Genomic DNA, 13,010 nt, shown 5'->3' with positions numbered 1-13,010 from the left:
CTTCGTCCTAGGTCCGTTGCGCGAGGTTCAGGAAGCTCCGGATGATGGCTCGTCCGGTCGAGCCCGAGCGTTCGGGGTGGAACTGGCACCCCATTACCCGGTCCTGCCGCAGCACCGAGCAGAAGCGGTCGCGTCCGTAGCGGGTGATCGCCAGGGCGGAGGCGGGCGCTTCCGGTTCCACGACATAGCTGTGGAGGAAATACATCAGGCTGCCCGGGGGCACCTTCTCCAGCAGGGTCTCCGCCCAGGGATCGTCCGTCCGCCCGTCCGGCGGCTCGATGGCGTTCCATCCCATATGCGGAACTTTCAGATGTGCCTTCGTCGTCGCAGCATCGCCCGATGCCTCCGGTTCGATGCGGCGCACGCGGCCGGGAACGATCCCCAGGCCCGGCCAGTGCCCATCCTCTTCCGACGCGTCGAGCAGCAGCTGCATGCCGAGGCAGATCCCCAGCATCGGGGTCTTGCTGGCGGCATCGCGCAGGACGGAGGCAAGACCACTCTCCTCGAGCCGGCGCATGCCGGACTTGAAGGCGCCGACGCCGGGCAGGACGATGGCCTGTGCGGCGGCGATCTCGGCCGGGTCGCCGCTCACCAGGACCTCGGCGGCACCCTGATCGAGGAAGGCGCGTTCCAGGTTGAACAGGTTGCCGAGCCCGTAATCGACGATGACGATCGGCAGGGACGATCGGGCGGCGGTCATGGGGTGCTCCACGCAATGGTGGCTTCGGTCGCGTCGGTTGCGTCCGGACGCACCGGAATTCCGGCCGCGGCCATGGCCTGCTTCACCGTCGCGATCGCGCATGGTTCGACGAGGATCGCGCGCAGCCCGCCATAGCCGTGGTTGAGGAAATCGACGTTGCCGGAATCAACCGGCGTACCCATCCGCAAATCCGGGGAAAGCCAGTGCAGGGTCGGCCCTTCGACCGGCTGCGCGTAGCGGAAATGGAACAGCGAGGCGGCGGCGACCGCATCCGCGGCACCGTCACGGACCGCCTGGACGACATGCTCCGGCCGGCCGGCTCCACCCGAGGCGATCACCGGTACGGGCGCCACGCGGGAGACGGCGGCGGTCAGCTCCAGATCGAAGCCCTCGCCGGTTCCTTCGCGCTCGACCGAGGTCAGAAGGATCTCCCCCGCGCCGAGGTCGATGGCCCTGCGCGCCCAGTCGAGCACATCGATGCCCGTCTGCTGCCGGCCATGGTCGACGAAGCACTCGTAGCGGCCGCGGCCCGTGCGCATCGCCTCGATCGACGCCACGATGCACTGTGCACCGAAGGTGCGCGCCGCATCCCGCAGCAAGCCGGGGTCGGCGATGGCCGCGGTGTTGATGGCGACCTTGTCCGCACCCGCCCGCAGCACCGCGCGCACGTCCTCCACCGAGCGGATCCCGCCGGCGACCGTCAGGGGCACCGTGGTCACGGCGGCCACCCGGCGGATGACGTCGAGCCGGGGAGGGCGGCGGAAGAGGCTCGCCACCACATCCTGCAGGATGATCTCGTCGGCTCCCCCGGCACTGTAGAGCCCGGCGAACCGTTCCGGCAGGCCCAGGACCCGCCAGCCGTCGAACTGGATCCCTTTCACGAGATTTGGTCCCTTGACCTCGATCCGCGGGATCAGGCGGATGGCGGGGGCGGGGGCGGGGGCGGGGGCGGGAATGGTTCCGGCTCGGGTCATGCGAGGTCGCTCCAGTCGAGGCGTTCGCCGCCGGTCAGGGGCCTTGTGGTCCGCCGGCCAAGGATGAGGTCGCGATGGTTGGGGGCGATGCCGCCGGCTGGCCGCAGCGCGACGAGATCCACCGCCGTCAGCCGGTGGCCTGCCGGCAGGGCATGCCGGACGAACAGGCTGCGGCGCGCCACGGCGCGGGTGTCCATTTCGCCGGCCGTCGGCCGCTTGATCCCGTCGCCGAGAGCGGCCTCCACCGCGCGTACCGCCGCCACCAGGCGGCGGAAGCCAGACGGGTCGAGCGAGGCCCGGTGATCCGGACCCGGGAGGGCGGTATCCAGGGTGAAGTGCTTCTCGACCATGACGGCGCCGAGAGCCACCGCCGCGGGTGCCACGGCTTCCCCGAGCGTATGGTCGGAGAAGCCGACGGGAACCCCGAAGGCCTGCGCGTAGGTGCCGATCACCCTCAGGTTGGCCTCTTCCGGCGGGGCCGGGTAGGTCGAGGTGCATTGCAGCAGTGCCAGTTCGCGGCAACCGGCCCCCGACAGGCAGCGTACCGCCTCGTCCACCTCGGCCAGTGTCGCCATGCCGGTGGACAGCAGTACCGGACGTCCCTGCGCCGCCACATGCTCCAGCAGGGCCGGATGCGTCACCTCGCCTGAGGGGACCTTGAAAGCCGGCATCCCGAGGGCGGAGAGGAGGTCGACGCTCTCATGATCGAACGGGGTGGACAGGAACAGGAGGCCCCGGCGGGCGCAATGCTCCGACAACCCGGCGAAGACGTCCGGTTGCAGTTCCAGCGCGCGCAGCATGGATTGCTGGCTGCCGCCCGTGCCGGTGTTCGCCACCTGGTAGGCCGCCTTGGGAGCATCGGAGGTGAGGAGGCCGTCCGTACGGAAGGTCTGGAACTTCACCGCATCGGCCCCGGCCTCGGCTGCGGCATCGATCAGCCGGTGCGCCAGCTCCGCGGAGCCGTTGTGGTTGACCCCGGCTTCGGCGATCAGCAGGCACGGGTGTCCCGCACCGATCGGCCGGCCGGCGATGGTGAAGGTACGGGGAAAGCGCAAAGCCGGCGCGGCGCTCATGAGGCGTCCTGCGGAATCGCCCTGCAGGCCGCCGCCGCAGGAATGAGGACAACGCTCTGCGGTGCCGGGAAGTGCGGGTCGAAGATGCCCGCCTGCGTGCCTGGAACGGGGAGGGCGGTGGCGGGGGAAGCCGCTGCGGCCCCGGATGCCCCATCCACCGCCGCCAGGATGGCATGGACATCATGCGCGTCGAACCGCTTGTCGGAGGCTTGCCAGCGTTCCAGCGAGGCCTGCGGAACCGCCGGCAGATCACGCGGTGGCCCCGCCGCTTCCCCGGTTCGGCCCCCCGTCCGGTCGAGCGCGGCCAGGACGGCTCTGGCGACGCGCCGGTGTGCTTGTCCATCCGCCATATGGAAAGCGCGCCGTACCGTCGCATCGATGCGGGCGCGTTCTTCCCCGGACAGCGTGAAGCGGCCGGCGACGATGGCTTCCAGGTGGCGGGCCAGATCCTCAAGGGTGTCGCAGGCGACGCTCGCGGCATCGGCGAACGGTACGCGGCGGATCTGCGGCAGCCATTGCGGCTGGAGGGCGGGAATGCCGACCACCGCCGCCTCGATGGCGGTCGAGCTGCACCAGTGGATCACGGCGTCGGCACGGAGCAGCCAGCCTTCGATGCTGCCGCTGCCGTCCAGATGCAGGTTGGGGAGAGGCAGCAGGGTCTCGCGGTAGATGTCCAGGGATTCGAAGGGATGTGGCCGGACCAGGAAGGCCACATCCGGAAAGCGCTGCGCCAGGTCGTTGGTCAGCGCCACGGTGCCTTGCAGGGCATCGCGTGCCGAGTGCTGGTAGGCCTCCAGAAAAGGACGGGTGAACTTGCCGTTGCTGTCCCTCACCGCGTAGCTGATCTCCTGCTCCGGCGTCACGAAGCGCGGGTTGGCGATGGTGAAGGTGCAGTTGACCATCACCAGCGGCCGTCCGTAGCGCCCTGCCGAGGCGGACAGGCTGCGCGACGCGCCGGCCAGCGGCGCTACCAGCAGGTCGGTGCGCGGCGTTCCGGTCACAGCGACTTGGTCCGGCCGGAAATAGCCGAAATGCACCAGATAGTCGGCCACCCACTCCGTCCAGGCGCAGAACACCGCGACGCGGTCGCGCAGGGCGGCGTTCTCCAGGATCAGCCCGTCCAGCGTGTCGTTGCGCGTCATCGGCGCGTCGTCCGGTCCCGGCTCCTCGAAATACACCGATCCCTCGGACTGCAGGACGCCGTAGGGGATGCCCTCGCGCGCCAGCAGGGCCATCATGTCCTCGTTGCCCTGGACGGCATTCTGCAGCAGGACGAAGTCCACCCGGTCCAGCACTGCCGGCAATTCCCAGAAGCGCAGGTTGGCGGGCATGAGTGCGCATGCGCGACCCGAGGCGCATAGCGCGCGGGCGACCAGGACGAGCCCGGCGAGGTCGCGGCGCGGGTGGTCGACGATCAGGACGACGATGCGCTCGTCCTTGGGAAGCGCCGAGATTTGATGAGCCTGTCCGGCTGACTGCCTGATCATGGGCGTTTCCGGTAGAGAACGCGGGCATAGTTTCCGCAGCCAGCCGCATCGATCATCGCCTGCAGCGCGTCGGCATGGCGGACGAGGAAGCCGCCGTCCACGGACTCCGCCAGATCCGGTAGCGCGAGGCAACCGGCGACGTCAAGGCCGCGGGTTTCCAGATAGGGCAGCTCGTAGCCCATCCGATCGCCGAGGTGCCTCAGGCTGTCGAGGGTGAACAGCAGGATGTGTTCGGTGGGGTCGATGATCGACGCCAGCGGGCCGGCCGCCCGGACGGCGAAGCTGTCCGCGTTGGGCGTATAGACCAGGAGGAGGCCGCCCGGACGCAGGAGCCTGTCCACCTGCCGCAGGAAGGGCAGCGGCTCCGGCACATGCTCGATGACGTCGAACAGGGTGACGATGTCGAAATCGCGCTCGGGCAGCCGGTCGAGGTTCTGGTCGAAGATCGGCACGCCGGTGCGGCGCGCGGCCTCCGTCCGGTTGGCGATGGAATAGTCGGTGCCGAAGGCCAGTGCGCCGGCCTCCAGCGCCGCCGCGAGAAACCAGCCGGCGCCGCAGCCGATATCGAGGAGGCGCCTGCCGGCCAGCGGGCCGCCATGGCGTTCCAGGATGGCGACGCGTTCGCGTCCGAAGCGTTCCTTGCGGTAGGTGAAGTGCTCGTCGTCCTCGGGTCGGGAATAGACCTCATAGGCCCCGGTATCGTAGACGTCGCCCAGATCGGCGGGAATGCGTCGGTGGTAGTACAGGCCGCAGCCCGTGCAGGCGACCATGTCCGAGCCGCGCTTGGTCAGGACATGGGTCGCGGCGGCACCGCCGCACAGCGGGCAGGATTCGACGCTGCGCCAGCCGGCGCCGCGCTCGATCCGCGCGACCTTGGCGCGCTCCATCTCGTCCTGGCGTTCCAGGAAGTTGGGCGCCCGCATCTTCGCGACGTTGACGCCGATATGCTGCGCCAGCAGCTTTGACAGCATGATCCGTTCCCTATGCAGTGCCGCGCGGGCGCCAGCGGCCTACCACGCGGTGAGCCCTCCATCCACAATGATGTTCTGGCCGGTCACGTAGGACGAGGCGTCCGATGCCAGCCACACCAGGGCCCCGACCATTTCCGCCGCCTTCGCCATGCGGCCGAGGGGCACGCGGGCGCCGTAGCGTTCACGGAAGGCGTCGTTCTGGCCGCTTTCCACGCCGCCGGGCGTGAGCGTGTTGACCCGCACGCCGTGCGGGGCCCAGAGAGCCGCCAGATGGCGGGTGAGGCCAAGCACGCCGGCCTTGGACGCGCTGTAGACCGGCGGCGTGTTGATCGGCCGGCCCATATAGGAGGAGCCTTCGTAAATCCGGGGGTCGGGCGCCACCACGCCGTAGATCGACGCGGTCTGGATAATGCTGCCGCCGCCTTGTTCCACCATCCGGCGGCCGGCCGCCTGCGCCATCAGGAACATCCCGTCCAGGTTCGTCGCCATGACCTCCCGCCAAGTCTCCAGCGCGAAGGTCTCGGCCGGTTCGAAGAAGGCGTCCAGGCTCGCCGACTTGGAGGCCGCATTGTTGTGCAGGACGTCGATGCGGCCGAAGGCGCCGCACACGCGTTCCACTCCTTCCGCGACGGCGTCTGGCCGGCTGACGTCGCAGGCGAGACCGATGGCCGGCGTGCCGAAGCGTCCGGTCAGGTCGGCGGCGAGCCGTGCGGCGGCCTCCGCATCCAGGTCGACGGCCGCCACCGTAGCGCCATGGCTGGCCAGGGCGCTGCAGAAATGCTGACCCAGGATGCCGCAGGCGCCGGTGACCACGGCCACCTTGCCCGTCAGGTCGAACAGCCCGCGATAGTCGGGAAGGAGAGGGTCCATGGTCACTCCGGTCCGCCGGCGCGTTGCATCAGGAACTCGACGATGGCGAAATCCAGCTCCGCGTCGATGTCGACGGACCGCTCCGCCGGCATGACGAACAGCCGTGTGTCCGCATCGATCAGCGGCCCATGTCCGGTGAAGCCGCGGACGTTCCACACGTAGATCGAGGCGTTCATGTCGTAGCAGGGCGGCGCATCCTGGCGGCGCAGGACCGCACCCTCCGGCTGTTTGGCGAGCCGGACGGCGCCGTCCGGCCCGGTCTCCACCATGTTGAAGTAGGGAGAACGCCGAGCCGGAGTACCGGTGATGACGTTTCCGGCTCCGCTCTCCTCCAGCAGGGCGACCGCTCCGGCGATGTCTGAGGGAAGCCGCAGCGGCGACGTGCAGTCCAGGTCGACCAGCGTGTCGAAGTGGATGCCGAGCCTGTCCTCGGCGATGGAGAGCGCATGACGAATGGCCGGCAGCTTGCCGGCATCGTCGGTCGCCATGGCGGCCGGCCGCTCGACCAGGAGATCCGCTCCCCAGGCGCGGCCCACCTCCAGGATGGCAGGGCTGTCGCTGCTGACGGCGACGGCGTCGAACAGGCCGCTCGCGCGTGCCTGCAGCAGGGAATGGGCGAGCAGCGGCCGCCCCAGGAGCGGGCGGATGTTCTTGCCCGGCAGCCCCTTGGAGCCGCCGCGGGCGCAGATCGTGCACAGGCGCTTGGGCGTCCGGTCAGCCATTCTCCACCTCCACCCAGCGACGCTCGCGTATCGCCGTCTCGGCCGCGGCAACGGCTGCCAGCACCGCCATGCCGCCGCCGGCTTCGCAGGGCCCGTCCGCGGTGCCGTCGAGGATCGCCCGGTGCATGGCCCGGTAGGGCCCGTCCCGCTCCACCGCGAACATCTGTGGCGGATCCCGGTCAACCCGGCCCGTGCCGGTCACGAGATCCAGCGAAACCGTATGGAACGCGGTGTTGATCACCAGCTCGCGCCGGGTCTGCCGGTCCAGGTAGTTGAGCTGCAGGGACAGGGCGGGGCAACGGTCCAGTTCCCCGAGGAGCACCACCACGTCCTCGCTGTCGATCTCCAGCGCGCCCGACTGGCCGCCCAGCGCCGCCAGCCTCCTCCACGGCCCCAGTATCCAGCCGAGATAGTCGAGTTCGTGACTGAGGTCCCGCAGCACGCCGCCGCCCAGCGCCGCCCGGGCAGAGTAGGACCGGCGGTAGTCGCGGCCAGGCCGCCAGTCGGGCAGATACTGGCCGACATAGCCCTGCACCGAGAGCACCCGCTCGTCCCGCAGCCGGTGCCGCAGCCAGACGAGTGCCGGATGGAAACGGAGCTGGTAAGCGACGTGAAGCGATGCGAAGCGATGGTCCGGCAGCGGGGCGGGATGGTCGAACAGAGGCTTTTCCACAAGGACGCGCCCGGTGAAGCCTTTCATCGCCAGGGTGCCGAGTGCCGGCCGGTGGGCCGCCGTCTCGGTCGCCACCACGGCCAGATCCCAGGATCCTGCGGCCAGGGCCTCCGGGATGCCGGCGAAGTCGCCGCCGGGGCGCCGGCTGACGGTCGCCACCTCCAGACCGAGCTCGCCGAGCAGACGGGCGTGCCGCTTCCCGATCGAGCCCTGCCCGATGACGAGTGCGGTGCCGTCGAGGAGGGGGGGACTCATGCGGGCCTCATTTGAAGACGTCCGGGAACTCGGCCTCGGCCAGTTCCAGGTCGGTCCATCGGCCGATGTCGCGCCAGTATTCGCGGATGGGGAAGGCGGCCGCCTTGCCGCCGCGGGCGATCAGATCCTCGAACAGCGTTGGCATGTCATAAGGCCGCGTCGCCGGAAGGTGGTCGAGGATTTCCGGGTCGAGGATATAGATGCCGGCGTTGATGTAGAACTGATGGGCGGGCTTCTCCACGACGCGGACCAGCCGCGGCCCGTCCAGTTCCAGGACGCCATAGGGGACGTGCAACTGCTGCTCGAAGGCGGCCATGGTCGCGGCGGCTCCGGAATCGGCATGGAACTGGAGCATGTGCTGGTAGTTGACCGCCGTCAGGATGTCCCCGTTCATGACGAGGAGCGGATGCTCCTGCCGGTCCGGCAGCAGGGCCAGGCAGCCGGCGGTGCCCAGCCGCTCCTGCTCCTCGATGTAGCGGATCCGCGCGCCCCACGCCTCACCCGTTCCGAAATGTTCGCGGATCACCTCGCCGCGGTAATTCAGCGAGATGTAGAAGTTGTGGAACCCCTGTGCGATGAAGGATTCGATGATCGTCTGCAACAGCGGCTTGCCACCGATGGGGATCATCGGTTTCGGCATCGTTTCGGTCAACGGCCGCAGGCGCATGCCGAGTCCGCCGGCCATCAGCAGAACGGCGTTCGGCCGGCGCGTGCCGCTGATCAGCTCGTCGAGGCCGAGCAGGGCGACCACCACCCCGTTCCCGTCGACCACCGGCAGGTGGCGTAGCCGGCGTGCCTGGAGAAGGGCCGCGGCCTCCGTCTCGCCGATGCCGACCTGCGCCACGGCCGGGCTTCGTTCCATGATGTCGCCGACCGGTGCGGCCAGCGGTACCCCCCGCAGGATTGCCCGGCGCACATCCCCGTCCGTCACCGTGCCGAGAAGACGGTGATCCGTATCCGTCACCAGGACGATGTGAAGCGCGTTGCGGTCGATGCACTGCACGGCCTCCAGGATGGTGCAGGAGGGCGCGACCGTGTGGGCCTTCAGGCGCTCTTCCATGGACGGGATCGTCTCCCTCCGGCTCATCGATCCTCATCCTTCCGCAGGGGGCGTGCGGGAACGCCGGCCACCACAGTGCCGGAGGGCACGTCCTCCACCACGACGGCGCCTGCGCCCACCCGTGCGAAGGCCCCGATCCGGCGGCCGGGGGTCACGACCGCTCCGGCACCGATCAGCGCACCCTCGCCGACGACGACACCACCGCACAGCACCGCCCCCGGCGCGACGTGGGCGTGGGGGCCGATCCGGCAGTCATGGTCGATCGAGCACCGGCTGTTCAGAAGCGCGTCGGCCGCGACCTCGACCCCCGGCTGGACGACCGCCCCGGCGAACACTTGCACGCCGTCCGCCAGCATCACGTCCTGCGCGACGGTCGCGGCGGGATGGCACACGGTGACGAAACCGTGTCCCTGCGCCGCCATGCGGTCGTAGAGCGTGTGGCGGAGCGCGATGTCACCGATGCCGTTGGCGAGGAGGAACGGTTCCGGCACCGCCTGCCGGATCGTGTCGTCGCTGCCGAGCCAGGGCAGGCCCGGCCAGGCAGGAGGGGTCGGGCCGGCGACGCCGGCGACGGAGAAGCCCGCGCACCGCAGCGTGTCGGCCAGGACCCGCGCGTGTCCGCCCCCACCCAGAAGGACGACCGGAGGCAGGGTCATGACGGGACGGCCTCCTGCGCCGGGCCTGCCGCGGGCAGGTCGTGGAAGCTCTTGTGCAGGAGGCCGTCGAGCGGAAAGCGTGCCAGGATGCCCGCGATGCGTGCCGCGGCGCCGCCACGGCCATAGGGGCTCTCGCGCCGTGCCGACACGGCCCGCATCTCCGGACCAAGGGCCCGTTCCACGGCTGCCGCGATGGCCCCGGCCTCCTCCGTGCAGTCGATGACCGAGGGTGCACGCAGCCGCCCCTTCTGGCGGTCGCCGAGATTGACGGTCGGGCGGCCTACGACCGGCGCCTCGATCAGGCCGCTCGACGAGTTTCCGATGACGACGTCGGCGTGATACATCGCCGACAGGTAGCGTCGCTGGCCAAGCGAGGCGGTGGCGAAGACGCGGCCCGGACGGTCGGCGGCGAAGCGGTCGATGGCCGTGTTGATGGCCCGTCCGCCGCTGTCGGCATTGGCCCTGGTGACGATCACGTGGGCATGCGGGAAACGATCAAGGGCGTCGAACAGAGCCGCTGCGGCCGCTTCCGGCGGCCGGCCGCCCAGCGTGACCGGGTGATAGGTGACCAGGAAATTGACCGGCCCCAGGCGGAACCCCAGTTCCTCCTCCAGTTCCGTCCGGTCCATGGGCGGCCCGTCGCCAACTCCATCCAGCCCGGGCGCGCCGACGGTGAACACCCGGTCCGGAGCCTCGCCAAGCTGGATGATGCGCTGCCGGTAGGGCTCGGCGGCAGCGAAATGCAGGTGCGCGAGTTTGGTGATCGCGTGACGGAAGGCTTCGTCGAGCACGCCTTCCGACGCTTCGCCGCCATGCAGGTGGGCGATGGGGATCCCCAGGACCAGGGCCGCCTGGGCAGCCGCCAGGGCTTCGAACCGGTCGCCGAGCACGACCAGGAGGTCGGGGCGCAGCCGGTCCAGCGCGTCGGCGAACCGGATGAGCCCGAGGCCCATGGACGCGCACGTTGCGGAGGGCGTGTCGCCCGACAGCAGCATTTCGACCCTGGCGGCGATGGTGAAGCCGTCGGCTTCGATGACGTCGACGGTGTGCCCGAACTCCGCCGCCAGATGCATGCCCGAGACCAGGATCCGGAGCGTCACGCCCGGGTCGGCATCCAGGTGCCGCATCAGGCCGCGCAGGTGTCCGTACTCCGCCCGGCCGCCCGTGAACACACAGATCCGGCGCGTCATGTCCGACCGCCTTTCCGGCGGGGCGGGAGCCGGCCGTCCTCCCCGGCGGCCCGGACTCCGCTTGGCAGGCAGACGATGCGGGCCTGCAGATCCTCCGTCACGGGCAACGGCGCACGGGGGGCGTCGGCGAACATGGGCAGGAGGTGCATGGGCTTCCATGCCGGACGGGTCAGCAGACCCTCCCCGTGGGTGGCGCGGAGCAGGGTGTCCCGGGCGTCGCGGTCCGGCGTCAGTACGGCGTTCAGCCAGTGGATGCTGCGGCAGCCCTCCGGCTCGGCGACGACCTGCAGGCCGGCAACACCGTCCAGCGCCGCCCTGTAGCGCGCGGCCAGCGATCGCTTCGCGGCGATGAAGCCGTCGAGCTGTTCGAGCTGTGCGCAGCCGAGTGCGGCGTTGAGGTTCGGGAGCCGGTAGTTGAAGGCGACGGCGTCGTGCTCGTAAGCCCAGGGGTGTGGGTGCTTGGCGGTGGTGGAGAGGTGGCGGGCCATGCGCGCCAACTCCGCATCGTCGGTCAGCACTGCACCGCCGCCGCCGGTGGTGACGATCTTGTTGCCGTTGAAGCTGACCGCGGCGAGTTGGCCGAAACTGCCGGCCGGCCGGCCTCGCAGCGTGCTGCCGAGCGCCTCGGCTGCATCCTCCACGACCGGCAGCCCCCACGAACCGGCGATGTCCCCCAGCCGCTCCATGTCGACCGGATGGCCGAAGACATGCATCGGCACGATGGCGGCGATCCGCCGCCCGGTGTGGCGGTTGATGCAGATCCCGCCGCTCCGTCGCGCCGTTCGGAGCAGCCGGTCTTCGAGCGCCACGGGATCGAGTCCCAGCCGGTCGGGGGCACTGTCGACGAAATGGGGCACGGCCCCGCAATGGGCGACGGCATTGGCCGTGGCGACGAAGGTCAGGGCGGGAACCAGGACCTCGTCTCCGGCCTTCACCCCTGCCACCAGCAGGGCGAGATGCAAGGCCGCGGTGCCGTTGACCGTGGCGATCGCGTGTGCCACGCCGCAGCGCTCCGCCAGCATCGCTTCGAACCGGTCGACATAGGAGCCGACCGACGATACCCAGCCGGTGTCCAGGCAATCCTTGACGTAGGCCCATTCGTTCCCGGCGAAGACCGGCTCGTGCAGCGGCATCGGCCGCTGCGCGGACAGCACACCACGCAGGGCGGCCAACGCGGCGTCGAGATCGAACGTGCCGCCGTTCACAACTGGTATCCCTCTCCGTACAGCGCCAGGTTCGCCGGATCGCAGAACCAGGCGATGGTGCGCTCCAATCCCCGGCGGAAGCCGTCCCGGCCGCCATGGGAGGGGGCCCAGCCGAACCGGCGGGCGGCTTCGGTGGTATCGGCCCACAGCCGCTCCACCTCGCTCGCGGCAGGACGCAGGCGTTCAGCCTCGCAGTCGATCTCGACCGTCCGGCCCATCAGTTCCGCGATGAGGTGTGCCGTCTCGCCGGCTGAAATCTCGAATCCGCTGCCGATGTTGGTCACCTTACCGACCGCGGTGTCGGCTTCGGCGGCGGCGATGAAGCCGGAGGCGGTGTCCGTCACGAAGGAGAAGTCGCGTGTCGGCGTCAGGGCGCCGAGCCTGATGCGGCCGGCCCCGCGCGCGATCTGGGTGATGATCGTCGGGATCAGGGCGCGGGCCGACTGCCGTGGTCCGTACGTGTTGAACGGCCGCAGAACCGTGACCGGTATTCCGAAGGATTTGTGGAACGAGAGGGCGAGCTGGTCGGCGGCGATCTTGGTGGCGGCGTAGGGCGACTGAGCGTTCAGGGGATGGGTCTCGTCGATGGGCACGCGCTGCGGCGTTCCGTAAACCTCGCTGGTGGAGGTGTGGACGAGCCGCTCGATCCCTGCTTCGCGTGCCGCCTCCAGCACGTTCAGCGTCCCGGTGACGTTGGTTTCCACATAGCTGTGCGCCGCCCGGTACGAGTAGGGGATGGCGATCAGCGCCGCCAGATGCAGGATCACCCCGCACCCCTGGACGGCTGCACGGACCTGGGAGGGGTCGCGGATGTCGCCCGCAATGATCCCTATGGCGGAACGGGTTTCCGCCGGGAGGGTGTCGAGCCAGCCGGCCCGGCCGAAGGAATTGTACTGGACGAAGGCGCGCACTGCGGCGCCGCGGGCGACCAGCGCTTCGACCAAGTGCGACCCGATGAACCCGTCCGCCCCGGTCACCAGCACCGTGCTTCGCGCAATATCGATCATGATCCCCCTTCGTCCACTTGGCGGCCGTCCGGTGCCCATGCCCGCATTCCCGGCGGGATTCCCTCGACGCGGACCGGGATCCGAAAAGCTGTTCTCAGGCGGGCGTGATAAAGAATCGGTTAATTCATTGGGTGCTAAGAGCGAGGATGCACGCCGCACGAGGTGGG

General features: G+C 69.8%; 13 protein-coding genes. All 13 read right to left on the bottom strand.

Going from position 1 to position 13,010, the window contains the following annotated elements:
• Nucleotides 1–7: 7 nt before the first annotated feature.
• The 13 genes from hisH to DEW08_RS30000 are packed head-to-tail and all read right to left on the bottom strand — an operon-like array spanning nt 8 to nt 12,843.
• A complete protein-coding gene (gene hisH / locus DEW08_RS30060; protein ID WP_168220573.1) occupies nt 8–700 on the bottom strand; it encodes an imidazole glycerol phosphate synthase subunit HisH in 693 nt (230 codons plus the stop codon).
• Entirely contained in the window at nt 697–1,674 is a 978-nt protein-coding gene (gene hisF, locus DEW08_RS30055) for an imidazole glycerol phosphate synthase subunit HisF (protein WP_109334386.1), read from the bottom strand. Before hisF ends, hisH begins: the two co-directional genes overlap by 4 nt.
• On the bottom strand, nt 1,671–2,747 hold the full coding sequence (neuB, locus tag DEW08_RS30050; RefSeq protein WP_109334383.1) for an N-acetylneuraminate synthase: 1,077 nt from the start codon (nt 2,745–2,747) through the stop codon (nt 1,671–1,673). Before neuB ends, hisF begins: the two co-directional genes overlap by 4 nt.
• Complete coding sequence (locus DEW08_RS30045; RefSeq protein ID WP_109334381.1) at nt 2,744–4,234, bottom strand: surface carbohydrate biosynthesis protein; 1,491 nt, start codon at nt 4,232–4,234, stop codon at nt 2,744–2,746. The genes neuB and DEW08_RS30045 overlap by 4 nt, the downstream gene beginning before the upstream one ends.
• Nucleotides 4,231–5,205: a class I SAM-dependent methyltransferase gene (locus tag DEW08_RS30040; RefSeq protein ID WP_109334379.1), complete on the bottom strand. Its 975-nt coding sequence runs from the start codon at nt 5,203–5,205 to the stop codon at nt 4,231–4,233. The genes DEW08_RS30045 and DEW08_RS30040 overlap by 4 nt, the downstream gene beginning before the upstream one ends.
• Before the next feature lie 39 nt (nt 5,206–5,244).
• Nucleotides 5,245–6,075, bottom strand: a complete 831-nt coding sequence (locus DEW08_RS30035; RefSeq protein ID WP_109334377.1) for an SDR family oxidoreductase — start codon at nt 6,073–6,075, stop codon at nt 5,245–5,247.
• A gap of 2 nt (nt 6,076–6,077) precedes the next feature.
• Nucleotides 6,078–6,797, bottom strand: a complete 720-nt coding sequence (locus DEW08_RS30030; protein WP_109334375.1) for an acylneuraminate cytidylyltransferase family protein — start codon at nt 6,795–6,797, stop codon at nt 6,078–6,080.
• On the bottom strand, nt 6,790–7,725 hold the full coding sequence (locus tag DEW08_RS30025) for a Gfo/Idh/MocA family oxidoreductase (protein WP_109334373.1): 936 nt from the start codon (nt 7,723–7,725) through the stop codon (nt 6,790–6,792). Before DEW08_RS30025 ends, DEW08_RS30030 begins: the two co-directional genes overlap by 8 nt.
• Before the next feature lie 7 nt (nt 7,726–7,732).
• Nucleotides 7,733–8,812, bottom strand: coding sequence for a nucleotidyltransferase family protein (locus tag DEW08_RS30020; RefSeq protein WP_245987096.1), 1,080 nt, complete (start codon nt 8,810–8,812; stop codon nt 7,733–7,735).
• Complete coding sequence (locus DEW08_RS30015) at nt 8,809–9,441, bottom strand: acetyltransferase (RefSeq protein WP_109334371.1); 633 nt, start codon at nt 9,439–9,441, stop codon at nt 8,809–8,811. The genes DEW08_RS30020 and DEW08_RS30015 overlap by 4 nt, the downstream gene beginning before the upstream one ends.
• Nucleotides 9,438–10,631 (bottom strand): UDP-N-acetylglucosamine 2-epimerase, encoded by a 1,194-nt coding sequence (gene neuC / locus DEW08_RS30010; RefSeq protein ID WP_109334369.1) that lies wholly within the window; start codon nt 10,629–10,631, stop codon nt 9,438–9,440. Before neuC ends, DEW08_RS30015 begins: the two co-directional genes overlap by 4 nt.
• Complete coding sequence (locus tag DEW08_RS30005; RefSeq protein WP_245987095.1) at nt 10,628–11,836, bottom strand: LegC family aminotransferase; 1,209 nt, start codon at nt 11,834–11,836, stop codon at nt 10,628–10,630. Before DEW08_RS30005 ends, neuC begins: the two co-directional genes overlap by 4 nt.
• A complete protein-coding gene (locus DEW08_RS30000; RefSeq protein ID WP_109334367.1) occupies nt 11,833–12,843 on the bottom strand; it encodes an NAD-dependent 4,6-dehydratase LegB in 1,011 nt (336 codons plus the stop codon). The genes DEW08_RS30005 and DEW08_RS30000 overlap by 4 nt, the downstream gene beginning before the upstream one ends.
• Between the last annotated feature and the right edge of the window lie 167 nt (nt 12,844–13,010).

Origin of the sequence: Azospirillum thermophilum (genome assembly GCF_003130795.1) — a bacterium.
Lineage (GTDB): Bacteria > Pseudomonadota > Alphaproteobacteria > Azospirillales > Azospirillaceae > Azospirillum > Azospirillum thermophilum.
This window is presented reverse-complemented; position numbering and strand designations above follow the sequence as displayed.

Excerpts from the sequence above, each read along its gene's own strand:
- neuB (WP_109334383.1), bottom strand. The coding sequence starts at position 2,747 with ATGAGCGCCGCGCCGGCTTTGCGCTTTCCCCGTACCTTCACCATCGCC.
- DEW08_RS30025 (WP_109334373.1), bottom strand. The coding sequence starts at position 7,725 with ATGAGTCCCCCCCTCCTCGACGGCACCGCACTCGTCATCGGGCAGGGC.
- DEW08_RS30040 (WP_109334379.1), bottom strand. The coding sequence starts at position 5,205 with ATGCTGTCAAAGCTGCTGGCGCAGCATATCGGCGTCAACGTCGCGAAG.
- DEW08_RS30020 (WP_245987096.1), bottom strand. The coding sequence starts at position 8,812 with ATGAGCCGGAGGGAGACGATCCCGTCCATGGAAGAGCGCCTGAAGGCC.
- DEW08_RS30035 (WP_109334377.1), bottom strand. The coding sequence starts at position 6,075 with ATGGACCCTCTCCTTCCCGACTATCGCGGGCTGTTCGACCTGACGGGC.
- hisF (WP_109334386.1), bottom strand. The coding sequence starts at position 1,674 with ATGACCCGAGCCGGAACCATTCCCGCCCCCGCCCCCGCCCCCGCCCCC.
- DEW08_RS30045 (WP_109334381.1), bottom strand. The coding sequence starts at position 4,234 with ATGATCAGGCAGTCAGCCGGACAGGCTCATCAAATCTCGGCGCTTCCC.
- DEW08_RS30015 (WP_109334371.1), bottom strand. The coding sequence starts at position 9,441 with ATGACCCTGCCTCCGGTCGTCCTTCTGGGTGGGGGCGGACACGCGCGG.
- neuC (WP_109334369.1), bottom strand. The coding sequence starts at position 10,631 with ATGACGCGCCGGATCTGTGTGTTCACGGGCGGCCGGGCGGAGTACGGA.
- DEW08_RS30030 (WP_109334375.1), bottom strand. The coding sequence starts at position 6,797 with ATGGCTGACCGGACGCCCAAGCGCCTGTGCACGATCTGCGCCCGCGGC.
- DEW08_RS30000 (WP_109334367.1), bottom strand. The coding sequence starts at position 12,843 with ATGATCGATATTGCGCGAAGCACGGTGCTGGTGACCGGGGCGGACGGG.
- hisH (WP_168220573.1), bottom strand. The coding sequence starts at position 700 with ATGACCGCCGCCCGATCGTCCCTGCCGATCGTCATCGTCGATTACGGG.